This is a genomic window from Candidatus Oleimmundimicrobium sp. (assembly GCF_030651595.1).
Taxonomy (GTDB): Bacteria; Actinomycetota; Aquicultoria; order UBA3085; family Oleimmundimicrobiaceae; genus JAUSCH01.
Map to the genome: position 1 here is coordinate 14,201 of NZ_JAUSCH010000084.1, position 23,897 is coordinate 38,097.

Consider the following 23,897-nt stretch of genomic DNA (forward strand, 5'->3'; position numbering starts at 1 on the left):
GAAGAGGAAATGGATATGATGGTTCCTCTTCTCTCAAAATGGGTCGCGCTACCTAACGAAATGGATTTTGTGATTTCCGCTTATGCTCTTATCTTCCATTTGAATCGGTGCCTCAATTGCGGCAATACTCTCTCCGTTGTTTGAAATTGTGGCAATGGCGCAGATGCCCTCCATGGGATAGAACCAGCACAATTTGTTGCTAGCGTTGCCTTCCTTTGTTAAGTCGAAGCACTGCACGCCGGCCATGTCTTTGTTTTGACTTACCCAGTCATGAGCTACCCCAACCACCATGTATCGATTATCTTGAGAGAATAGCGGACAACCGATTTTTCCCTCGGCCTTCCATTTCCACTGAAGTTTCCCTTCGTTGGAATAGGCAAATATGGTTGTGGCGTCCGGATGAACCGCGGGCGGTGTACCGGAACATTTTGTCTTATCCGCGGAGTAAGTGACGCTGGTGGCAAAGATGGCGTTGCCCTCATTGTCCACGTGAGTGCCGTTGCCATAGGCATAAATGGGAACCCCGCTTACCTCCTGAATCTTGGAAATTTCCTTCATCCACACGAGCTTGAGCTCGCCGGTCTCTTTTGCTTTAGTTAAGTCGAAGAGAAATCCTCTTCCATCTCCTGCCATGGCCGTGAAATGATTGCCGTCTGGAGAGATGCAGATACCATCCCAAATTCCCACGAATTTAAAGTACGGCTCCAGGGCATCGACCTTGTAGACGGCCATTTCCTTTCCGGTTTCTCCATTTAAGAGACGGACTGTGCCATCGGGATATTTTTCCTGAACCATGCCGTAGTTCCAGCTCTGATTGACGAACATCACCTTGTTTCCATCCGGGGTGGCTACCACCTTCGGTACGCCTGTATCCATGGGTTCGTCTTCTGGGAACCGCCACTTTGTTTTGCCGGACTCCACATCAAACGCGTAGATGAAGCACTTGGTTTTGTAAACGGTTACCTCTTTGTCTTCCACCATCTTATTTTCTTTTTGTTTCAGTTGTCCCGCGGCGAAAGCCGTATCTCCTGAAACGGTCAGACTATAAATCATGGGGCGGTAGTACCAGTAGCTGTCGGTGCTCGTTCCCACGTCCTCTGATACTTTATATTTCCAAAGCTCTTCACCGGTTTTGGTGTTGAAAGCATAAAGATAACCATCGGCGCTTGCTTCGCCAGCGAGAAGTATCTCGCCGTTGCTAGAGAAAGCAACCTTTTTGCCGACTCCGTCGGGAACCTGGTAGTCCCAGAGCTTCTTTCCGGCGTTGTCGAAGACGTAGAACTTCCCGTCGAAACCCGCTATCGCGATATATTTTCCATCCGGCGAGACAATTGTTTCCTCAGAAGGGACGCCTTGCCAATCTCCTATCTGAGGAAGTTCTTCCAGGGAACCAAGTTTTGCTTCCCCGAGTTTATAGGCGGAAGGTTTCTTTGGAGACTCGGTTTCTTGGGTTATCACGCCTTCCTCTGATTTTATTGTGATGGCGCATTTCTCATTTGGTTCCCATTCGAAGGAGGCCAGTATGGTCTTTGTGTTTGGCTGAGTGAAATCAACCTTTTTGTCGGCTACTTTAACTTCTGAGACATCGCGCGCTTCGCTTAAAACAAGAACTGCTCCCATTCTGGTAAACAGGGCCGACTCTAATTTTGCGACATCCTTCTTTCCCGAACAGCCGCTTAGAAGGGGCATGATGAAGGCCACAGAAAGTATAATGCCGATTATTTTTGCCAATCTTTTTTTATATTTCACGCAGATTGCGCTCCTTTCAAGTTTTTATTTACATTAACAACATTGCAAGCTTAAGTCCGAATTTAGCTTTTTGATTTTCACCTCCTTGGTAAACAAAACAGTTTTCGATAATTGTTGCCAAATAAAAAGACCACAAAAATCTCATCCAGCTTTTGAGCCGGGTAAGACCTTCGTGGCCTAATTTCGGAAAAAGTTCTAATTTACAAAGCTGCAACCTTCGGGTTGCTCTATAATAAGTTAGACAAATTAATAGCATAATTTTAAAAAGATTACAATGTTTTATTCAACGATACTGCTTCGTCAGAATTTTTTAAATGCGTGATTGGGGAGTTGAAGTGGAGAACAAAGGAAGAGATTTTTTGATTCCCGGGATAAAAAAGAACGTCTTCGTTTTAGGGTTAGTGAGCTTATTTACCGATATAAGCAGCGAGATGATATATCCTCTCGTGCCAATTTTTCTAACCAGTGTTTTGGGAGCGCCGGTTGCTGTCGTTGGTTTAATTGAGGGCGTTGCGGAGAGCACCGCGAGCATTTTGAAGACCTTCTCCGGCTGGCTTTCGGATAAATACGAGAAAAGAAAACCGTTTGTTCTGGGAGGGTATTCTCTTTCCGCTCTTGGAAAACTTCTTTTAAGCGTGGCTTTCGTCTGGCCCACGGTTTTAACGGCTCGCTTTGTGGACCGCTTGGGCAAAGGAGTTAGAACCTCAGCGAGGGATGCTCTTATTGCTGATGAAACTGATTCTATTAATCGGGGCAGAGCCTTTGGTTTTCATCGGGCGATGGATACAACCGGCGCGGTTATCGGGCCACTAATTGTCTTAATCTTAATGGCTGTTTTAAAAGAACAATATCGATTGATTTTTTTGCTTTCTTTCTTTCCGGCTGTCTTAGGTGTTGCTCTTCTCTTTTTCTTTGTGAAAGAGAAAAAAAGACAAACTTTTAGCTCAAAAGAAGCTCCTCGTTTAAGCTTGGCCGGCTTTGACAAGAATTTTAAAATGCTTCTTTTAATCGTGGTTGTTTTTGGGCTTGGCAACTCCAGCGATGTTTTTCTGATTTTAAGAGCAAAAAATCTAGGCCTTTCGGCTACCTTGGTTGTTTTAGCCTACGTTCTTTACAATGTAGTTTACGCATCTTTTTCGATGCCGGCCGGCATTCTTTCTGATAGGGTGGGAAGAAAAAAGCTAATGGTTGGCGGTTTTCTAATATTTTCCGGAGTTTATTTTGTCCTCGCGTTTATATCTAAATCCGTTTATATTTGGCCGCTTTTTGCCATATATGGTTTGTATATTGCAGCCACAGAGGGTGTGAGCAGGGCTTTGGTAACTGACATGGCAGGGCCGGAGAATAAGGGTACGGCACTAGGGCTTTATCATACAGCGGTGGGGTTGGTAACATTTGCGGCCAGCTTGATTGCCGGCTTGCTCTGGACATACATTAATCCGTCGGCGCCTTTTATCTACGGCGGTTTAACATCATTATTAGCCGCAATTTTATTTATTCTTTTTATGCCACTTGAGTAATTTTTTCATGTCGGGGCAGGTGAATTTTTGTTTTGTTTGTGCTATCTTTTTGTTAAAGTATCCTCTTTTGGGTGGTGTAAAAATCTAGGTGGCTTATATTTCTCTTTATAGAAAATATCGACCTCAAACACTTGAAGAAGTGGTTGGCCAAAAACATATAACCCACACGCTTTCCAATGCGGTTAAGCATAATAAAATATCTCATGCTTATTTATTTTGCGGTCCAAGGGGAACGGGGAAAACGAGTGTAGCTAAAATCTTGGCTAAGATGCTCAATTGTAAAAATGGTCCCACCCCCACCCCTTGCAATAAATGCGAAGCTTGTAATCAGATTAACAATGGGAGCTTCCTTGATGTTTTTGAAATAGATGCTGCTTCAAATCGGGGAATTGATGAGATCCGCGATCTTAAAGGAAAGATTAACTTTTCACCCACCGAAGGCTATATGAAGGTCTACATAATTGATGAAGTGCACATGCTCACCCCTGAAGCGTTCAACGCGCTTCTTAAAACATTAGAAGAACCTCCTTCTCATGTAATTTTTGTTCTAGCCACAACGGAGCCACACAAAGTTTTATCTACAATTTTATCTCGCTGTCAGCGTTTTGATTTTAGGCGAATTCTTACATCTGATATGGTGGCAAGATTGTTATTTGTGGCTGAAGCTGAAGGGATTAACGCGGAAGAAACCGCGCTAACCTTAATCGCGAAACATGCTCAGGGTAGTTTACGAGATGCTCTGGGTACGTTAGACCAGCTATCTTCCTTTATTGGGAAAAATATAAAAACTTGTGATGTAACTACTTTATTGGGGATGTTTGATACGGAACTCCTTTTTGATGTTGTAGAAACATTGTATAAAAGAGATACGGCCTCTACTTTTGAATATGTTGAAAAACTGATTGCAAGCGGCAGGGACCCTAAGCAGTTTACTAAGGATTTAATTGAATATATTCGGGCACTTTTTATAATTAAAAACACCGAAACAGCAAACGAAATAATCAATGTAACGCCCGAAGTTTTTGCTAAGATGGAAAACCAGGCTGTTCGTTTTCAGAACACTGAGCTTATGCGATTTTTAGATGTTTTAAGCACATCTCACAGTCAAATGCGTTGGAATCCCGATGTGAAGCTGGTTTTGGAGATGACCTTGGTGAAACTTACAAGGCCGGAAACAAATTCATCTATTGATGGGTTGCTTTGCCGGGTTGAGAAGCTTGAAAGATTAATTGAAGGGCAAAAGATTGGAGTTGCCAAAGAGAAAAAAGAGAGCTTGAATATAGAAAAAGGTGTGGAATCTGCTTCAACTGAAGAAAAGAAAAAAATTGAGCATGTATGCGTTAAAAGTCAAAATGAACACGAGAAATTGGAGAAGGCGGAGGAGAAAAGGAGTAAAAAACCGGATGATACCGGTTTAAAGTCAGAAAGTGTAAAAGAGAAGAAAGAAGATAAAGAAGCCAAGTGCCAGAAATCTAATGTGGCCGGTAGTTCTAGAGATACTGATAAAGCAAAACGTGCCTGGCCGGTTGTTTTAGATAAAGTTAAAAAGAAAAAGATATCTACCTATGCCTTATTGCTTGAATGTCAGCCGGCTGAACTTGAGAATTCAAAATTAACTCTTAAATTTAATCGAAACGCGGGTTTTCATAAGAGCGAAATTGAAAGGCCTCAAAACTTTAGACTGGTGCGAGAATCTTTGGAAGAAGTTTTGGGTTTTAAGATTAAGATGAATTGTGTTTTGGATGTGGGCGGAGAATCAATTAAAGCAGAAGCAAAAAAGGAAGATGAGATGTTGGATAGAGAAAATATCGTTGATTTGTTGCAGCGAGATTTTGACGCGGAGATAACCGAGGAAAATGTTGTTGATGAAAAAGGGGATATTAAATAAAATTAGCAGTTAAAACATTATTCTTAAAGGAGAGATAACATTTATGGACATTGGTAAATTAATGAAGCAAGCTAAAAAAATGCAGCAGGAAATGGTCAAAATTCAAGAAAAATTGGCTGACGAACGGATTGAGGCGAGCGCCGGAGGTGGAGCTGTTAAGGTTGTTGTAAACGGGAAGCAGGAATTGCTTGATATAAAAATTGACCCCAGCGTTGTGGACCCTGATGATATAGAGATGCTTCAAGATTTAGTGCTTGCCGCTGCCAACGAAGCTCTTCAGCAAAGCAGGGATTTGGCCGCGCAAAGAGTTAATAGTGTTACGGGTGGCATGGGCATACCGGGCTTGACATAATATGGCAAATGCCTGCCCGCCTCCCCGCCTGCCTACGCCTATGATGCCGTTAGGCATTGGCGGGCAGGTGGCGGGGCAGATGGCTGATGGCAGATGGCATATAGAAAAAGAAGGGTAAAGGAAAAGTCAAAAGTCAACAAAGCTGGTGGCTTATGGCTGATAGCAGATGGCAAACAGGGTATGGAGTGTTGTAATAAGACCAGCAATCTGGCCGACAAACTACTGACTTCCCACCAAGAGACTACCGACTGATTAGTAGAGGATAAAGGGTAAAGGATTAAGCGGTAAGGATTAAGAAGCAAGTTGGAAATGTACAGGAGATTAAGTTGTGATTAGGTAGTAATTAAGTAGAGATTAAGAATAAGACCATTAATTTCAATGAATTACAATAAATTTCAATTAATTTCAAAGCAACTGAAGCCTAGTGTTTGAAGTCTGATTTATGCAAATTGTTAATGGTTAAAGGAGTGATTTTGTGTATTATGCGGCCCCGGTTGCAGTTTTAATTGAAGAGTTAACAAAACTACCGAGCATTGGGCCAAAGTCTGCTCAAAGGCTGGCCTTTTATCTTTTGAAAGTTTCTCCTGAGAGTGCTAAAAATTTGGCTGATGCCATCATAAACGTTAAAGATAAAGTTGGGTTCTGCAAGATTTGTTTCAATATAACCGAAGAGGATACATGCGAAATGTGTCTTGATTTTGAAAGAGATGATTCATTGCTCTGCATAGTTGAAGAACCGCAAGATATCGTTGCTTTGGAAAAAACGTGCAGTTTTAAGGGGCGCTATCATGTTTTAGGAGGAGCCATTTCTCCTATAGATGGGATAGGTCCTGAGGATTTAAAGATACACGAATTACTGAATCGCTTGAAAGACGGAAAGGTTCAAGAGATAGTCGTTGCTACAAATCCTAATATTGAGGGAGAGGCTACAGCGATGTATATCGCCAAACTAGTTAAGCCTTTTGGAATTAGAGTTACTAGAATAGCTAGTGGGTTACCTGTTGGAGGAGATTTGGAATATGCGGACGAGGTTACTTTAAGTAAGGCGTTAGAAGGAAGAAGAGAGATGTGAACCAAAAAAACTAAAAACTAACCGTTGACCGCAACAAATCGACCGCTTATTGAAAATTAGCGGTTTTTATATTTTATTTGAAGTATATTTTTTGGGTATTTTAAAAAACAAAACATGGAAAAGTAAAGAGGTGAAGTAGTGGAAAAATGTACTGAGATTAGATGGCATGCTCGAGGTGGCCAAGGGGCAGTTACGGCTGCTAAGTTTTTAGCAGAAGTGGCACTTGCCAGCGGAAAAAATATCCAGGCTTTTCCAGAATACGGCCCGGAAAGAATGGGGGCTCCTATTCAGGCATTTACTAGAATAGCATCTTCCCCGATTACCCTTTATTGTTCTGTAGAAAATCCTGGCATAGTGGTAGTTTTAGATGAAACTTTATTGGATGTTGTTAAGGTTACCAAGGGTTTATTGGATGATGGCATAATTTTGGTAAATACCAACAATAATCCAGCAGAAGTAAGAAAAAAATTAGGCATAAAAAGTGGGAAAATTTATACAGTTAACGCAACCGCGATAGCAGTAGATACATTAGGCAAACCAATTCCCAATACTCCAATGATTGGCGCGCTCATAAAAGTTACAGATATGGTCCCTCTTGAAGTTATAACTCGTCATTTTGCCGAGTCTTTTAGCAAAAAGTTTAATCAAAAAATTCTCGAAGGGAATATAGAAGCAATTAAGCAAGCTTATGAGAAGGTGAGGGGCGAATGAAAGATTGGCAAGCAAATAAACTTTTACCTGGCGGAATTATTCCTAAAAGCGGTACAGCAAAAGAGTATAAAACTGGGGGTTGGCGCTCGAAAGCTCCTAAATGGAATGAAGAAAAATGCAAGCAGTGTTTAATTTGTTGGATATCGTGTCCTGAGGGTGCAGTATTGGTAAAAGATGGTAAAGTCAGGGGCATAGATATGGATTATTGCAAAGGGTGTGGAATTTGTGCCACGGAGTGTTCTTTTGATGTGATTAAAATGGTGGAGGGGTAGGTGAAGATTATGAGCAAAAAGAGAATTGTGGCTACAACAGGCAACGGGGCTGTAGCTGAAGCGATGAGGCAGATAAATCCAGATGTTCTTAGTATTTATCCCATAACTCCCCAAACTGCCATTGTTGAGGGTTTTTCAAAGTTTGCCGCCAATGGTTTGGTTGATACGGAGTGTGTGACTGTGGAAAGCGAACATTCATCCATGAGCAACTGCATAGGCGCTTCCGCCGCGGGGGCTCGTGTTATGACGGCAACCTCTTCTCAGGGGTTAGCTTTGATGCATGAGATGCTCTATATTGCATCCGGGATGCGGCTTCCAATTGCGATGTTTAATGTCAACAGGGCTTTGAGTGCCCCAATTAACATTCACTGTGACCACAGTGATAGCATGGGGGCAAGAGATACGAGCTGGATACAAATTTATTCCGAGGATGCTCAGGAAGCGTATGATAATACTATTCAAGCAATACGTATTGCTGAAGACAGAAGAGTTTTACTCCCTATAATGGTGAATATGGATGGTTTTATCATAAGCCATGGGATTCAGAAGGCGGAGTTTATTGAAGATAAAGAAGTTAAAAATTTTGTTGGAGAGTATAAACCACTTATGCCTCTTTTAGATATTGATAATCCTGTAACCTACGGGCCATTTGATGGTCTTGGCGGTTTTTTTATGGAACACAAGAAAAATCAAGCCGATGCAATGGAAAGAGCAAAGAGCGTTATTTTAGAAGTGGCTGATGAGTTTGCCAAAGTTTCTGGCAAAAAATACGGTTTTTTTGAAGAATATATGCTTGACGATGCGGAAGTTGCTATTATTACTTTAAATTCTTCGGCTGGGACTACGAAGCACATGGTAAATGAACTTCGAGCTAAAGGGCTTCCGGTGGGATTGCTTAAGCTTAGAGTTTTTAGACCCTTTCCTACAGAAGAGCTTGCCAACGCTTTAAAACATTTAAAAGCGGTGGCTGTTCTGGACAGAGCACTATCTTTTGGGTCAGTCGGTCCACTCTTTAGTGAAGTTAAGGCCACTCTTTTTGATTTAGAGGTTAGACCAAAGGTGATTAACTTTATATACGGTCTGGGAGGAAGAGAGTACACGTTGCATGATGCAAAGAGAGTATTTGATGTACTAATGGATATTGCAAAGACCGGAAAAGTTGAAAAGAATTTTGATTACCTTGGGCTTAAAGAAGTGGAGGTATTAACATGGAGATAAAAGATTTGACGGAAAAGAAAGAAAGACTCACCTCCGGGCATAGGCTCTGTGCCGGTTGCGGGGCACCAATTGTGGTTAGACAAATTCTTATGGGAACAGACGAACCAGTAGTCGTTGCTTGCGCCACCGGGTGTCTTGAGGTGTCAACCACAATATATCCCTCAACTGCATGGGATGTACCATACATTCACTCCGCTTTTGAGAATGCGGGGGCAACAATTGGCGGCGTAGAGGCTGCTTATCGGTCTCTAAAGCGTCAAGGAAAATTGGATAAAGAGATAAAGTTTATCGCCTTTGGCGGCGACGGCGGGACTTACGATATCGGTTTTCAATCCCTTTCAGGGGTGCTGGAGCGTGGTCACAATATAGTTTATGTATGCTATGATAACGGCGCTTACATGAACACAGGCATTCAACGTTCAAGCGCAACCCCAAGAGGGGCCTGGACCACTACTTCTGAGGTAGGAAAGGTTCAACCGGGCAAGAAGCAAAATCGCAAAAATTTGACCGCTTGTGTTGCTGCGCACGATGTTCCTTACGTAGCTCAGGCATCTCCCGCTTTTTGGAAGGATTTAGTAAGAAAATCAACAAAGGCTTTTGAAGCTGATGGTCCCGCATTCTTAAATGTGATTGCCCCTTGTCCGCGCGGATGGCGACATCCTTCCGACCAAACTCTTAGAATAGCAAAACTTGCCGTGGAAACTTGTTTTTGGCCCTTATATGAAGTTGAAAATGGCGAGTGGAAGTTAACCTATAAACCCAAAGAGAAAAAGCCCTTAGTTGAATGGTTTAAAACCCAAGGAAGATTCAAGCATCTCTTTAAACCTGAAAATGAGCACCTTCTTGAGGAACTTCAGGAAAAAGTAGACAAAGATTGGGAGAAACTCCTTAAGCTTTGCGGAGAAGCATAAGATATTGTTACATAAAAATGTTAAACAAAACCCCCGTACTAAATGCCGGGGGTTTTGTTTATTTAAAAGACAAATTTTGTTGGATAATTAAATTATGCTTAAATTGTAAGAGACTTAAGCTCGTTGCCGATTACCACGCTTTTTTCAAACATCCAATTAAGTAATTAAGTAAAGTTGTTTTACCTCTTGCAAGTTGTTAGAATAGGATAAATCTTTAAGTAAGGTAGGTTATCTTTTGGGTATAATTGTTCAGAAATATGGTGGAAGCTCAGTTGCCAATGCCGAGCGAATAAAAAACGTAGCTAAGCGCGTAATTAAAACCAAGAAACAAGGAAACGCCGTAGTAGTAGTAGTCTCTGCTTTGGGAGATACGACTGATACTCTTTTAAAGATGGCTTACGAGATAACTCCCGCGCCGCCTGAGAGGGAACTCGATATGCTTTTGGCCACAGGAGAGCAGGTATCGGTAGCGCTTCTCAGTATGGCGATTTACTCTTTAGGATATCAAACCATCTCTCTTACCGGCCAACAAGTTGGTATTGTTACAGATGCGGTTCACACTAAAGCAAAAATTTTAGATATCCGCTCCGAGCGCATTTTAAAAGCAATTAAAGAGGATAAAATAGTTATTGTTGCTGGTTTTCAAGGGGTTACCGTAGATAATAACATAACTACTTTGGGCCGGGGTGGTTCGGACACCACAGCGGTTGCTCTTGCCGCAAAACTTAAGGCGGATATCTGTGAGATATATACTGATGTTGATGGAGTTTATACTGCTGATCCGCGCATAGTCCCAAACGCTTTTAAAATTTTCAAGTTATCTTTTGATGAGATGTTGGAAATGGCAGCAACTGGAGCGAAGGTTTTGCAGGCGAGATCCGTGGAGTTTGGCCGAAACCACAATGTTAATATTCACGTTCGCTCAAGTTTTTCAGAGGAGCCGGGCACGTTGATTAAGGAGGCAGATGAAACTATGGAAAAAGCCATAATAAGTGGGATTACGCACGACATTGATGAAGCTAAAATTACAATTTTGGGTGTTCCCGATAGACCAGGTATTGCCGCAAAAGTTTTTAGAGTTTTAGCCGATGCTAACGTGAATGTCGATATGATTATTCAAAATGTTAGTGAAAAAGGTTGTACGGATATATCCTTTACTGTCGTAAAAAACGATTTGGCCAAAGCGAAAGATGTAGTTGATAAAGTAGCTGTTGAGCTTAAAGCAAGAGGCACAGCTTGCGATGAGGGAATAGCGAAAATCTCCTTAATTGGAGCCGGCATGAGAACTCATCCGGGGGTTGCCGCCGATATGTTCTCGGTTTTGGCTGAGAACAATGTAAACATTGAGATGATAAGCACGTCTTCAATTAAGATATCATGTGTTATTAATGAGAAAGATATGAATTTGGCTGTGAAGGCTCTACATGACAAGTTTTGTTCGGGTAAATAATAGATAGCCGATAGCGTATGGCTGATGGCTAAAAACCAGTTAGAAGTCAAAAAAACAGATGGCTATTTTTTAGTTTTTTTATTTACTATTAACTGTGGACTAACAACTAAGAACTAAACCGGAGGGAAGAAAGAGTGAAGGAATACAATGTAGCGATAGTTGGAGCCACTGGCGTGGTGGGCGAGGAAATGCGCAAAGTGCTTGAGCAAAGGGAGTTTCCTGTAAAAGAACTCAAGCTGCTTGCCTCTGCCAGATCGGCGGGACATCGTTTAACTTTTAAGAGAGCAGGCATAATTGTTGAGGAGCTGACTAAGGATTCCTTCAAAGGGATTGATATCGCTCTGTTTTCAGCAGGAGGCTCTGTGAGCAAGGAATTTGCTTCTTACGCTGTAAAAGCGGGGGCAGTTGTCATTGATAACAGCAGCGCATTTCGAATGGATAAAGATGTTCCTTTGATAGTTCCGGAAGTAAATCCGGATGATGTGAAAACCCACAAAGGAATTATCGCCAATCCAAATTGTTCCACGATACAGATGGTTGTCGCGCTTAAGCCGCTTTACGATAAATCCAAGATTAAACGAATAGTTGTCTCAACATATCAGGCTGTCTCCGGTACGGGCAAAGAGGCCATCGAGGAACTTTTGAGTCAGTCAAAAAAGATAATTTTGGGAGAAAACGAGATAGAGGCAGATGTCTATCCTCATCAAATAGCTTTTAATCTTCTTCCTCAAATTGATGTCTTTTTGAAAAATGATTACACTAAGGAAGAAATGAAAATGGTCAATGAGACCCAAAAAATTATGGGCGATCCAAACATTGGGATATCGGCAACGTGTGTCAGAGTTCCCATCCTTATATCTCACTCTGAAGCGGTAAATATTGAAACCGAGAAAAAGATTTCTTCTTCGGAAGCTAAGGAAATTTTAAAGAATGCTCCCGGGGTTGAAGTTATTGATGAACCCAAAAATTGTGTTTATCCCATGCCCATTTTTGCTGTGGGCAAGGATGCTTGTTATGTTGGGCGCATTCGTGAGGATGAATCAATTAAAAATGGCCTCAACCTTTGGATTGTATCCGACAATTTGCGTAAGGGAGCTGCTTTAAATGCTGTCCAGATTGCGGAAATTTTGGTAAAGCGCAAACTTCTTTAATCTCTCTTTAAGGCTTGGTTGATATGCAACATGAAGATAGGTTTATTTTAGCTGGAAGAGCTGCTCGCTTAGGCATTTATGGCAACTTGGGGCTGGCCTTTATAAAGTTGTTTGCCGGTATTGTTGGTAGAAGCCAGGCCGTTATAGCGGATGCGGTTAATACGCTTTCAGATATTATTACGGATGTTGTGACCATTTTGAGTTTGAAGATTGCGAAGAAGCCAATTGACACCAAACACCCATATGGCCACGGTAAAGTGGAAGCAATTTCCGCGTTTCTCGTTGGGTTATTTATTATAGTAACTGGTGTTTTTATTCTTTTCTCCGCAGCTCGTTCAGTCTTCACCCACTCATATGTAAAACCTGAATTGATAGCGTTACTTGCTGCTTTTTTGACTGTTTTAGCCAAAGAGAGAATGTTCCGTTATGTTTACAAGATAGGCAGAGAGATAAACAGTCCCGCGGTGATGGCTAAAGCGCGAGACCATCGCTCAGATGTTTTAGCCTCTTTTTCGGTTATAGTTGGTGTAACTGCCGCAAGGTTGGGTTATCCTATTTTTGATCCCATTGCTGCTGGTCTTGTCTCCTTTTTTATAATTAGAATTGGTTATTTTGCATTATTAAATGCTTCTCGTCAGCTCATGGATACCTTACCCGAGGAATCAACTTTAAGAGAGATTACTTTAATTTCTGAGGAAATCAAAGGGGTTGAGCATGTGCATGAGGTTAAAGCGCGTTATGCCGGCCAATTTTTACTTGTGGACATAAAAGTTGAAGCTGACCCAAAAATTACTGTGGCCAAAGGGCATGATATCGCGGTCGAAGTAAGACGAAGAATAATGAAAAAAATGGACAATGTTGATGATGTGTTGGTACACATTAATCCATACAGAAAACATTTACCGCACAATCACCCGGGGACCACTGATTAGTTATTTATTAAACGTTAAAGAAGACAAGAGAGGGTTTTTAAAATGTACATTGGGGTTATTGGCTCAGGCCAATGTGATAATAAAACGGCCAAGATTGCTTATGAGATTGGGAGAAATATAGCCAAAAAAGGCGGCATTTTAATTTGTGGAGGGCTGGGTGGCGTAATGGAAGCTGCTTGTAAAGGAGCTAAAGATGCGAGAGGTTTATCGGTTGGGATTTTACCTTCTAAAACCAGGAAACACGCAAACCCTTTTATTGACATTGCCATTCCCACCGGTATGTCGGAGGCGCGTAACGCGCTTGTGGTTAGGGCTTCGGACGCGGTTATAGCTGTGGGAGAAGAGTTTGGCACTCTTTCAGAGATAGGGCTTGCCCTAAAAATGAATAAGCCCGTTGTGGGGATAGGTACTTGGGAATTGAGCAAAGAAGGAAAGCCAATTGAGTCAATTATTCTTGTTAAAGGTCCCTTTGAGGCGGTTGAAGAGGTTTTTCGCCTTGTTCGCTAAAGATCGGTTGTTCTTTTTACTTTGGTTTACTGTGAATTATTTTCAGACCATTTCTCCGATGGTATAATAAGGCTGGGTTTTGAAGGGCATCTTTGTGGTTGGAAGGAAATATATGAGAACAAGTGTAGATGTTCACAATGTTCTTAGCGAGAAGAATATTCCTTACGAAATCATTCCTATTTCTTGCTCAATATCATCTGCCGGGAGGATGGCGGAGGTTTTAAACCTTTCTCCCTTCGAAGTTGTTAAGTCCATTCTTTTTATGACCGATGGTGAGCCAATATTGGCAATTTTATCTAGCGAAAAAAAGATTTCTTACAAGAAACTGAAAAAGGCCACTCTTATTTCAAACTTACGGCTTGCTACTCTTCAAGAACTTATAGATATTACAGGTTACATGCCTGGCGCGACTCCACCTGTTGCTCACAAAGTCTCGATACGCACGGTTATAGATGATGATTTAAAAACGCAAAATGTCATTTATACTAGCGCGGGCGAACTGAACGCTGTTCTTAAAATGAAGGTTTTTGATTTAAAAAAAATAACATGTGCCAAGGTTTATGATTTAACAAAAGATTAGGGTTTTGGAAGTTTCAAGGGAACTAATATTTTTTTGAACTCGTCATAGCAATATGATGTTATGGTTTATGTAGAAAGCAAAAACATTGAGGATATATTATGGAACCCATAAAAATTATAGAGAGCTATCCTGACAAATGTAAAGAGTGTTATAGCTGTATTCGCTCATGTCCCGTTAAGAGTATAAAGATAAGCAATGGTTGCGTTGAGGTTCTGGACGAAACATGTATATATTGTGGTGAATGCGTAATAGTTTGTTCTCAAGGAGCGTTGGTATATAAAGACAGTATTCAACGCGCATATCGTATTGCCAACAAAAAAAAGAAAGCTGTTGCAATTTTATCTCCCGAATGCCTGGCCGCTTTCCCCTCAATTGGTTCAACTGAAATTGCTGCCGGGCTCATAAAACTTGGCTTTGATGCCATTGAAGGGACTATCTTGGGGGAAGAACTTGTGGCCGCGGAATATAAGAAGATTTTGAGTCAAGCTGAAGATTTTCCAATGATTCGCTCCACGTGTCCTGTTGTTACAAACTTAATAGAAAAATATTTTCCTAATCTTATCCCATATCTTGCCCCTGTTGTGTCGCCAATGATTGCCCAAGGCCGTCTTTGTAAAGAGTTATATGAAGGGGCTTATACAGTCTATGTAACCTCGTGTGTTGCTCAAAAGGCCGAAGCAATGGATGAACCCATCGCAGACGCTATTGATACAGTGATAACATTCTCCGAGCTCAAGAAGATGTTTGAAGATGCGGAGATTGATCTTAAATTATTATCCGAGGCGAAATTGGAGCCGGTTGAGCGCGTTTTGCGGGTGGATTCCTTGCCAGGGGGATTGCCTCGACAATTTATGGCTAAAATGAGCACAATCAACCGTAACCTTAAGACAGCAAGGGGTGTGCAGGAAACGCATGCTTTAGCGGAGGCTTTAAACGAGGGTGAGATTCGAGCAAATTTTGTGGATGTTTTAAATTGTAAGGGTTGTATTGATGGGCCGGTGATGAGGAATGGTTTAGCTAACGGGAGAAGCTTATATCTTTTAAAGAATCAAATACAGCAAAGTTATAGAAGAGAGAGAAAAAAGATGGGGTGGGTTAACCCATCTGAGATACTCCCTAATTTACCAAAAATAAATTTGAGGAGAACTTTTACCGATAAAACAATTCCCTTGGTTTCTCCCGCAAAAGAAGAACTGAAAAAATTACTGGCGGAGGCGGATATTTTTACTCCTGAAGATGAGCTTAACTGTGGTGCTTGTGGATACAAAACATGTGTTAAAAATGCAAGCGCCATATATCAAGGGGTCACTAACTGGAGCACATGTTTCCCGTATCAAAAAAAACTCATGGTTCAAATAAAAGAAAACGCGGAAAAAATATCCATGGTTGACGCAGTTACCGGGTTGCTCAATCATTATGGATTTACTCGTACTCTTAAAAAAGAAGCAAAAAGAGCTCATCGGTATGGCTCGGCACTTTCAATCATAGTTCTTGACATCGATCGGTTTAAATTAATAAACGATACCTATGGTCATGTAAGAGGAGATGAGGTTCTAAAATCTGTAGCAAAAATATTATGTAGCAATTTGCGTGAAACGGATTTTGTTGCTCGTCAAGGAGGAGATGAATTTACAGTAATTTTGCCACAGATTGAAAAAACGGAAGCTTTCGCGGTTGCGGAAAAGCTACGTTGCAAAACCGAAAATTTTAATTTTATATTTGAGAAAAAACGCATTCCTATAACCTTAAGTCTCGGAGTTGCTTCTCTTCCCCAAGGGGAAAAAGATCCCTTGTTTTTATTTGATATGGCGGATAAAGCCATGTACCAAGCTAAAAAAACCGGACGCAACAAAACATGTATCGCTAAAGATATTTAGTGATAGTGGGTGGCATATGGCTGATAGCAGATGGCGAATAGCATATGGCTGATGCTTGCCCGCCGCTGGTGGGGCTCTAATGGCAGATGGCAAATAGGTAAATGAAACTCTCCACTCCCGACTAACAGAATTAAACTGGAAGGGTGGATTTTTTGAAAACTGAGATTGTTGTATCTTCCGGTGGTGTAATTTTTAGAAAAATTAATAGTAGAGTAGAAATTGCAATTACCTCAAGAAGTGATAAAGAGGGAGATGTTTGGTGTTTGCCCAAGGGTTTGGTTGAAAAAGGCGAAAAGTTTACAGATACTGCTATTCGGGAAATTAAAGAAGAAACGGGCCTAATGGGTAAAGTTATCGCGAAGCTCGGCGAAATAGAGTATTGGTTTTATTGGGGGGCGCCTAAGACGAGGTATCATAAGTTTGTTCATTTTTATCTGATGGAATACGTTAACGGAGATATTTGTGAGCATGATTTTGAGGTTAAAGAAGTTAAATGGGCTTCAATAAAAGATGCAATTTCAATGTTGTCTTACAAGAGCGAAATTGAGATAATCAAAAAGGCCGAGATTATTTTAACTAAAAAAAGGAATGCTAAGAACATTTTTTCTTAGGGGTAGACCACACATTTTTTTAGTACATCAAAAGAGAAATAGCGAGATTATGCAGCTTACAAAAACAACATAGATGGGTTCTACGTCGAAACAAGCCAAAGCTATAAGCGAACCGCCAAAAATGCTCCCCGTTTTAATATCGACCAAGTTTATTTTGCTAAAATTCAGGGCAATTGCAGCCAGCATTCCTATTACCGACGCGACTACTCCTCCAAAGAAGGCCTGCAACGATTTCAAGTTTTTGACCCGCTTGTGTTGTTTGGCGAGGATGATTATTAAAAAAGCGGACGGCAAAAGCATTGAAATAGTTGCAAAAAATGCCCCCGGAATTCCCGCAACCAGAAATCCCACAAAAGTGGCCAAGATTATCACTGGCCCCGGAGTTACCTGTGCGAAAATGATAGCTGCCGCAAATTGTGCCGGGGTGAGCCAGTTGTATCCCTCAACCACTTCTTTTTGTATGAATGGTATGATGGTGTAGCCGTTTCCAAAGGCTATGGTCCCAATTTTTAGGAACGTAAAATTTAATTTAGCTAACAAGGGTGCAGAGAATCCTAAAACGATGAGAACTAAACTGATAGCAGTCGCCATAATTTTTAACTTTTTTCTCAACTTTTGTTTGCCGGTGGGCATGGCTTTTCCTCCAACACGTAAAATATCAAACCCAACATTCCCGCCAGGAATATAAGCAAAAACAAATTGGTTTTTAGAAAATAAAGGGCAAAGAAGGTGAACAAGGCGATAACTGCTTCCCTTTTTCTTTTTATTGTGGATTTTGATAAATTTACCAAGGCATCTATGATTAGGGCTACAACTACAGCGTTCAGCCCCCTTAAAATTGAGCTTATGAAGGAAACTTCTTGGAAGTGAAGGTATCCTATCGCGAGGAATATCATAAGGGTGAAAGCTGGCAAGATGAAAGCCGATATAGCAATAATTGCCCCGGACAATCCCCCTAAATTGTATCCTATGTAGACAACCAAAGATGTACTCGTTGACCCGGGCACAATTTGTGCTAAAGCAAGACCCTCGTTAAATTGATTTCTCGATATCATCTTTTTCTTTTTTACAAGTGTTTCTTCAATGTGCGCGATGGCAACCATTCCGCCAAAAGCACCGAGACCGATTTTGAAGAATGATTTGAAAATATCCTTTAGCTTAATATCCAAGATTTGCCTCCGAGCAAATAGATACGAAATATTGTATAATAATACAACTTATAATTCGAGGATAAAGCATGATTGTTAAACACATAAAACACTTTGAAACAAATAAATTAAAACATCAGGTTGTGGCGATAAGTATATTTGTAGGCTTTGTTGTCATGTCTTTTTGTTGGGGGCTATCTTATTTCGAGGGAGTATTTGAGAAATGGAGCCCGATTATACTAGGGTCTTTTGTGGCATTTATGACATCGGTGATTTTAAAGGTTTGGGCGGTAAAAGGAGAATTTGAGCATTCCAAGGCCGTATATTCACATCAGATTTTTGAGATAGCAAGCGCTACTTTGCCATATCTTCGAACTGGCCTAAATGAAAAATCAGCTGGTGAAGTTGCAAGAATATTGATAAAAAATATCGACGCAATGGCGGTCGCTCTTACAAATTTAACAACAATATTGGCTTTCTCCGGGGCAGGAGAGGATCACCATCAGGCAGGTGGATTAATTTTAACAGAGGCAACTAAAGAGGTTTTGAAATACAACGAAGCGAGGGTGTTAAAGAGCAAAAAAGAAATAGGCTGTCCTGTTTCCAATTGCCCGTTAAGCGCGGCCATAGCTGTCCCTTTGGAATTGAGAAATAAAGTAGCCGGTGCTTTAAAATTCTATTATTCTGATAAAGAAGAATTAACTGAAAGTAGAATAACGTTTACCGAAGGTTTAGCTAAATTGTTGAGCACTCAACTGGAACTCTCAGAAATTGACAGACAAGAAGGGCTTGCTTGTAAAGCTGAACTCAAAGCATTGCAAGCTCAAATAAACCCTCATTTTCTTTTTAATACCTTAAATACTATTGCCAGCTTGTGTAGAACTGACTCAAAAAAGGCCAGAAAGCTCATAATCCAATTTGCTGATTTTTTTAGAAAATCGCTTGAACGAGATTCGGATTTAGTTACTTTGGAGGAGGAAATAGACTATCTCAACACATACTTGCTCTTAGAAGAAGCTCGGTTTGGAAAGAATCTCCAAATATTAGAAGATGTAGATAAAGAAGTTTTAGGAATTAAAATACCATTTCTAATTATTCAACCTCTGGTTGAAAACGCAATTAAGCATGGAGGGACATTATGGGGACATATTAAAGTAAAAATAGCCGCAAAAATTTACAATTCAGAAGTAATAATTCAAGTGTGCGATAATGGAAAAGGTATTAGTGAGAAAAACCTGAGCAAAATTTTATCTCCGGGGTTTGGTAAAGGAACAGGGATAGGTTTAAGTAATGTAAATGAAAGGTTAAAAAGTCTTTATGGCGAAGAATATGCATTGGAAGTAACGAGTACAAAAAACAAAGAGACCAAGGTTGTAATACATATTCCTATAACAGGAGAGAACGATGAAGATTAAAGCATTAATAGTTGACGATGAAGCTCCAGCTCGCTCAGAACTTAGATATATGTTGCAGGAAACAAGCGATGTCGAAGTGGTTGGCGAAGCGGCAAATGCTGATGAGGCAATTAAACTTATAAAAGCCCTAAATTATGACGTAGTTTTTGTGGATATTCAGATGCAGGGATTAACCGGTCTGCAATTGGCTGAAATTACTAAGGAGCTTTCATTACCACCGGCAGTTGTCTTTGTTACCGCTTATGGAGAATATGCGGTAAAAGCATTTGAGCTTAATGCTCTCGATTATTTGGTTAAACCATTTGAGGAAAAACGCCTTGTCCAAACTATAGAGAAAGTCTCTCGATATAAAGCAAGCCTCGAAGGACTCGAGCATAAAAAGAAAATCAAAAGCGGGAAGGCAGAATTAGATCTCTTGCCTGTGCAAGAGAATGATAAAACAATTTTGATTTCGATTGATAATATAGTTTATATCCATGCCCAAAACGAGCGAATCTTTGTTCATGCGACAGGCGGTGTTTATTCTACTTCTTTTAATTTAAAAGAGTTGGAATCTCGTTTTTCAAACAGAGGATTTTTTAGAACTCATCGAAGTTACCTTGTTAACATCTATAAAGCTAAAGAAATTATACCGATGTTTCATGGAAGTTTTATCTTGCGCCTTTCGGGAGAAATTAAAGTTCCGGTTAGTCGAAGAAAAGCTTCGGAGTTAAAATCAATTTTAGGTATGTAAGCTTAAAATCCATACCGGTAAATGCATTATTTTGGCCACTTACCTTCAAATTTGTATCGTTGAGGGCAAAGTGGTTGTTATTTTTAAGAGGTCAAACTAAAATAATCTAATCTATAGTTGCTTTTGTTTACTAATTAAAGGGGGACATTATTGTGAAGACCGATTTGGAAATTGCACAAGAAGCAAAGCTTAGGCCAATCGAGGAAATTGCTAGAAGCCTTGGTTTAACAGAAGACGAAATTGAACTATATGGTAAATACAAAGCTAAAACAGATCTGGGTGTTTTAAGCAGATTAAAAGATAAGCCCAACGGCAAATATATTGATGTTACCGCTATTACGCCAACTCCACTGGGAGAAGGCAAGACAGTAACAACAATCGGGCTCTCCCTTGGATTAAATGCAATCGGCAAGAAAGTAATGACATGTATAAGGCAACCCTCTCTGGGCCCTGTCTTTGGCATCAAAGGCGGAGCAGCCGGTGGTGGCTATTCTCAAGTTTTGCCTATGGAAGATTTCAATTTGCATTTCACGGGCGATGTTCATGCTGTAAGTCTTGCGACAAATTTGCTAGCAGCCTTTATCGATAATCATATTCTTAAAGGGAACAAGCTAAATATCGATCCGCACACCATTAGTTGGAACAGAGTCGTTGATATAAGCGACAGAGCTTTACGCAATATAGTTATTGGATTGGGCGGTAAAGTTAACGGTATTCCAAGAGAGGCCGGTTTCGATATATCCGTTGCCTCAGAAGCTATGGCAATCCTTGCTCTGGCTAGTGATTTAAAAGATTTGCGCGAGCGTCTTGGTCGAATAGTTTTTGCTTTTACTTATGATGGAAAACCAGTGACGGCTGAGGAGTTAAAGTGTGCCGGTGCAATGGCTGTTCTAATGAAAGATGCAATAAAACCAACCCTTATTCAAACGACAGAAAATACTCCATGTCTTGTGCATGCCGGGCCTTTTGCCAACATTGCGCATGGCAATAACTCAATAATTGCTGATAAAATTGCTTTAAAACTGGCAGATTACGTGGTCACGGAAAGCGGTTTCGGGGCTGATTGCGGAGCCGAAAAATTTATGGATATTAAGTGTCGGGTAAGTGGCTTAAAGCCAGACTGCGTGGTCGTTGTTGCCACAGTTCGGGCACTGAAGATGCACAGTGGTAAATTTGAAGTTGTTGCCGGAAGGCCGCTTGATCCGGCTCTAACCAGAGAAGATTTGGATTCTCTCTCCAAGGGTATTGAGAATTTAGAAGCGCACATCGAGAGTTTGAAGAATTTTGGGGTGCCAATAGTCGTTGCTGTCAACAAATTTGCAACTGATACCGAGAAAGAAATAAATTTTATACGCGAGCGAGCAATAGCTGCCGGAGCCGAGGACGCTATTAAAAGTGAAGTTTGGGCTAAAGGTGGAGAAGGTGGAAAAGAGCTTGCGGAAGCGGTTGCAAAAGCTTGTGAAAAGCCATCGAATTTTAAATTTCTTTATCCTGACGATGTCTCAATTAAAGAGAAAATTGAAACTATTGCAACTAAAATATATGGTGCGGCCGGAGTCGACTTTTCACCTATCGCAGAAAAGAAAATCAAATTATATGCTGAATATGGATGGGACAAGTTCCCAATTTGTATGGCTAAAACACACCTTTCGCTATCTCATGATCCCATGTTAAAAGGAAGACCGCGCAACTTCCGGTTGCCAATTAGAGATATTCGCCCATCAGTTGGTGCCGGTTTCTTGTATCCGTTGTGTGGTGATATGAGGACAATGCCGGGACTTCCCTCTGTCCCTGCGGGAACAAAAATTGATATTGACGAAAATGGCAAGATAGTTGGTTTATTTTAAAAAGAAAAGAGTATTTAAATGAAATATAAGGTGATCTTCTATCCGGATAATATCCAGATTAAGGTGGAAGAAGGAGAAAACCTTCTCCGCGCCGCTATGATTGCTGGAGTTTGTCTAAATGCTTCCTGTGGGGGAGACGGAACTTGTGGAAAATGTCGGGTGATTATCGAAAAAGGTATTGTTGAACAACAATCAACCGGCAGATTAACAACAAAAGAAATTGAACAGGGTTATGTGCTGGCCTGTCTTTCTAAGGTTGGAAGTGATTTAGAGGTGAGAATTCCTTCCGAATCTCGCTTGGGGAAATTTATTGAAAGAAAAGCCCCCTCTGCTTCGCACATGCTGATTGCGCGGGGTTGGGAGGAGTATCTCTCAAGTTGGAAGATGTCCCCCCCGGTTCAAAAGTTTTATATTGAGATGTCCCCACCCAGCTTAGACGATAACACGGACGATTTGCGAAGAATAAAGCGCACTTTAAGCAAAACTCATGGTTTAAAAGAGGAAGTGGACATCGATCTTTCAATCTTAAAATATATGGTCCGGATTCTTAGGGAGGCAAATTGGCGAGTTACGGTAACTTTAGTTGAATTTGATTCTCATACTAAGATTATCAAAATTGAAGCCGGGGATACTACCGGGAAGAACTATGCCGTAGCTGTAGATATCGGGACAACCACCATTGGCGCCCGTTTAATAAATTTAAGTAAGCAAGTGGCTGGGGCTCAGGGTTCCAAATATAATGCTCAAGCTAGTTGTGGAGCAGATGTAATTTCAAGGATGATTTTTTCTTGTAAAAAAGACGGGCTTGTTAAATTGCAGTCGTTAGTTGTGGATACAATAAGCGAGCTTATAGCGGAATTAGTGAGTAAAGCAGGAATCGAATTTTCCGATATTTCTTGTTTAATTCTAGCCGGCAATACAATTATGACTCACCTGTTTTTTGGGTTAAGTCCCAAATATATAAGAGAAGCTCCTTATATTCCTACTGCGACGAATTTTCCCTGGATTAAAGCGAAAGACTTTGGGATGAATATCTTTGAAGAAGTCTATGCTTATTGTTTCCCCTGTGTTGCCAGTTATGTTGGCGGGGACGTGGTGGCCGGCGTTATTGCTTCGGGGATGTCTCGTTCAAATAAGTTAACGTTATTTATAGATGTTGGGACTAACGGGGAGATTGTTTTAGGGAATGCCGATTGGTTGCTTGCTTGTTCTTGTTCAGCTGGTCCTGCTTTTGAGGGAGGCGGCGTCAAACATGGCATGAGAGCGATCAAGGGGGCTATCGAGCAAATTCGCATCGACAGAAATACTTATGAACCAATGATTTTAACTATTGGGCAAACAAAGCCCGTTGGTATTTGTGGGTCTGGTCTCATTGATGCTTTAGCTGAGATGTTTTTAAGCAAAATAGTGGACCAAAGAGGCAAAATAAATGTGAACATTGACTGTCCGAGAGTTAGAGAAGGGGAGCATCGCCCCGAGTATGTTTTAGTGTGGGCGAATGAAACCGCTAACGGTAAGGATATAGTAGTTACAGAAGTAGATATTGATAACTTAATAAGGGCAAAAGCGGCCATTTTCGCCGGGATAAGTGTTTTATTGGAGAGTGCCAACGTAAATGCATCAGATATTGAAGAGATTTTTATTGCCGGTGCTTTTGGCAACTATCTTGAAATTGAGCGGGTTCAAGTAATAGGTCTTTTGCCTGAATGTCCGTTTGAGAAGGTGAAGTTTGTAGGTAATGGTTCTCTTGCCGGGGCAAGCCTCGGTTCGCTGTCGAAAGAAATTTTATTGGAGGCAAAAGAGGTGGCTGAGAAGATGGCTTATGTGGAGTTAAGCGCTGATGCTAAGTTTATGGATAAATATATTTCAGCTTTATTTTTGCCTCACACGAATATAGAATTATTTCCGACAGTGATGAAAGAGTTAAAAAATAAGTAATAAGTGGTGAGCTTG

At 40.9% G+C, this 23,897-nt stretch carries 22 protein-coding genes; 19 read left to right on the forward strand and 3 right to left on the reverse strand.

The window, feature by feature from the left end; genetic code table 11:
- Positions 1 to 48: 48 nt before the first annotated feature.
- Positions 49 to 1,749, reverse strand: coding sequence for a PQQ-binding-like beta-propeller repeat protein (locus Q7U95_RS04960; RefSeq protein WP_308752377.1), 1,701 nt, complete (start codon positions 1,747 to 1,749; stop codon positions 49 to 51).
- Between the two features lie 335 nt (positions 1,750 to 2,084).
- Between Q7U95_RS04960 and Q7U95_RS04965 the strand changes: the two genes are divergently transcribed.
- The 15 genes from Q7U95_RS04965 to Q7U95_RS05035 all read left to right on the forward strand — a co-directional run bounded on the left by Q7U95_RS04965 (position 2,085) and on the right by Q7U95_RS05035 (position 16,801).
- Positions 2,085 to 3,269 carry an MFS transporter gene (locus tag Q7U95_RS04965; RefSeq protein WP_308752379.1) on the forward strand — a complete coding sequence of 395 codons (1,185 nt, stop codon included), beginning with the start codon at positions 2,085 to 2,087 and terminating at the stop codon, positions 3,267 to 3,269.
- Positions 3,270 to 3,357: 88 nt separating this feature from the next.
- Complete coding sequence (gene dnaX / locus Q7U95_RS04970) at positions 3,358 to 5,157, forward strand: DNA polymerase III subunit gamma/tau (protein WP_308752381.1); 1,800 nt, start codon at positions 3,358 to 3,360, stop codon at positions 5,155 to 5,157.
- Between the two features lie 19 nt (positions 5,158 to 5,176).
- Positions 5,177 to 5,509 (forward strand): YbaB/EbfC family nucleoid-associated protein, encoded by a 333-nt coding sequence (locus Q7U95_RS04975; protein WP_320415575.1) that lies wholly within the window; start codon positions 5,177 to 5,179, stop codon positions 5,507 to 5,509.
- A gap of 475 nt (positions 5,510 to 5,984) precedes the next feature.
- Positions 5,985 to 6,581, forward strand: a complete 597-nt coding sequence (recR, locus tag Q7U95_RS04980) for a recombination mediator RecR (RefSeq protein WP_308752385.1) — start codon at positions 5,985 to 5,987, stop codon at positions 6,579 to 6,581.
- A gap of 138 nt (positions 6,582 to 6,719) precedes the next feature.
- The gene (locus Q7U95_RS04985; RefSeq protein ID WP_308752387.1) at positions 6,720 to 7,292 is read left to right on the forward strand and encodes a 2-oxoacid:acceptor oxidoreductase family protein; all 573 of its coding nucleotides are present in this window, start codon (positions 6,720 to 6,722) and stop codon (positions 7,290 to 7,292) included.
- A complete protein-coding gene (locus tag Q7U95_RS04990) occupies positions 7,289 to 7,564 on the forward strand; it encodes a 4Fe-4S binding protein (RefSeq protein ID WP_308752389.1) in 276 nt (91 codons plus the stop codon). The genes Q7U95_RS04985 and Q7U95_RS04990 overlap by 4 nt, the downstream gene beginning before the upstream one ends.
- A 9-nt stretch (positions 7,565 to 7,573) precedes the next feature.
- On the forward strand, positions 7,574 to 8,782 hold the full coding sequence (locus tag Q7U95_RS04995; RefSeq protein ID WP_308752391.1) for a hypothetical protein: 1,209 nt from the start codon (positions 7,574 to 7,576) through the stop codon (positions 8,780 to 8,782).
- Entirely contained in the window at positions 8,773 to 9,693 is a 921-nt protein-coding gene (locus Q7U95_RS05000) for a thiamine pyrophosphate-dependent enzyme (protein WP_308752393.1), read from the forward strand. Before Q7U95_RS04995 ends, Q7U95_RS05000 begins: the two co-directional genes overlap by 10 nt.
- 235 nt (positions 9,694 to 9,928) lie before the next feature.
- The gene (locus tag Q7U95_RS05005; protein ID WP_308752395.1) at positions 9,929 to 11,143 is read left to right on the forward strand and encodes an aspartate kinase; all 1,215 of its coding nucleotides are present in this window, start codon (positions 9,929 to 9,931) and stop codon (positions 11,141 to 11,143) included.
- Positions 11,144 to 11,277: 134 nt separating this feature from the next.
- Complete coding sequence (locus Q7U95_RS05010; RefSeq protein WP_308752397.1) at positions 11,278 to 12,294, forward strand: aspartate-semialdehyde dehydrogenase; 1,017 nt, start codon at positions 11,278 to 11,280, stop codon at positions 12,292 to 12,294.
- A 23-nt stretch (positions 12,295 to 12,317) separates the two neighbouring features.
- A complete protein-coding gene (locus Q7U95_RS05015; protein WP_308752399.1) occupies positions 12,318 to 13,226 on the forward strand; it encodes a cation diffusion facilitator family transporter in 909 nt (302 codons plus the stop codon).
- Between the two features lie 42 nt (positions 13,227 to 13,268).
- Positions 13,269 to 13,733 (forward strand): TIGR00725 family protein, encoded by a 465-nt coding sequence (locus Q7U95_RS05020; RefSeq protein ID WP_308752401.1) that lies wholly within the window; start codon positions 13,269 to 13,271, stop codon positions 13,731 to 13,733.
- Between the two features lie 112 nt (positions 13,734 to 13,845).
- Positions 13,846 to 14,313, forward strand: coding sequence for a YbaK/EbsC family protein (locus tag Q7U95_RS05025; protein ID WP_308752403.1), 468 nt, complete (start codon positions 13,846 to 13,848; stop codon positions 14,311 to 14,313).
- A 98-nt stretch (positions 14,314 to 14,411) separates the two neighbouring features.
- Complete coding sequence (locus Q7U95_RS05030; protein ID WP_308752405.1) at positions 14,412 to 16,190, forward strand: diguanylate cyclase; 1,779 nt, start codon at positions 14,412 to 14,414, stop codon at positions 16,188 to 16,190.
- A gap of 152 nt (positions 16,191 to 16,342) precedes the next feature.
- The gene (locus tag Q7U95_RS05035) at positions 16,343 to 16,801 is read left to right on the forward strand and encodes an NUDIX hydrolase (RefSeq protein ID WP_308752407.1); all 459 of its coding nucleotides are present in this window, start codon (positions 16,343 to 16,345) and stop codon (positions 16,799 to 16,801) included.
- 27 nt (positions 16,802 to 16,828) lie between these two features.
- On the opposite strand, the gene Q7U95_RS05040 is transcribed toward Q7U95_RS05035, so the two are convergent.
- Both Q7U95_RS05040 and Q7U95_RS05045 read right to left on the reverse strand, forming a co-directional pair.
- Positions 16,829 to 17,434, reverse strand: a complete 606-nt coding sequence (locus Q7U95_RS05040) for a chromate transporter (RefSeq protein WP_308752409.1) — start codon at positions 17,432 to 17,434, stop codon at positions 16,829 to 16,831.
- A complete protein-coding gene (locus tag Q7U95_RS05045; protein WP_308752411.1) occupies positions 17,410 to 17,970 on the reverse strand; it encodes a chromate transporter in 561 nt (186 codons plus the stop codon). The genes Q7U95_RS05040 and Q7U95_RS05045 overlap by 25 nt, the downstream gene beginning before the upstream one ends.
- A 68-nt stretch (positions 17,971 to 18,038) precedes the next feature.
- Here Q7U95_RS05045 and Q7U95_RS05050 point away from each other — a divergent pair, with 68 nt between their 5' ends.
- The 4 genes from Q7U95_RS05050 (at position 18,039) to Q7U95_RS05065 (ending at position 23,882) form a co-directional block, all read left to right on the forward strand.
- A complete protein-coding gene (locus Q7U95_RS05050; RefSeq protein WP_308752413.1) occupies positions 18,039 to 19,364 on the forward strand; it encodes a histidine kinase in 1,326 nt (441 codons plus the stop codon).
- The gene (locus tag Q7U95_RS05055) at positions 19,354 to 20,097 is read left to right on the forward strand and encodes a LytTR family transcriptional regulator DNA-binding domain-containing protein (RefSeq protein ID WP_308752415.1); all 744 of its coding nucleotides are present in this window, start codon (positions 19,354 to 19,356) and stop codon (positions 20,095 to 20,097) included. Before Q7U95_RS05050 ends, Q7U95_RS05055 begins: the two co-directional genes overlap by 11 nt.
- 152 nt (positions 20,098 to 20,249) lie before the next feature.
- The gene (locus Q7U95_RS05060; RefSeq protein WP_308752417.1) at positions 20,250 to 21,944 is read left to right on the forward strand and encodes a formate--tetrahydrofolate ligase; all 1,695 of its coding nucleotides are present in this window, start codon (positions 20,250 to 20,252) and stop codon (positions 21,942 to 21,944) included.
- Between the two features lie 18 nt (positions 21,945 to 21,962).
- The gene (locus tag Q7U95_RS05065) at positions 21,963 to 23,882 is read left to right on the forward strand and encodes an ASKHA domain-containing protein (protein ID WP_308752420.1); all 1,920 of its coding nucleotides are present in this window, start codon (positions 21,963 to 21,965) and stop codon (positions 23,880 to 23,882) included.
- Positions 23,883 to 23,897 lie beyond the last annotated feature (15 nt).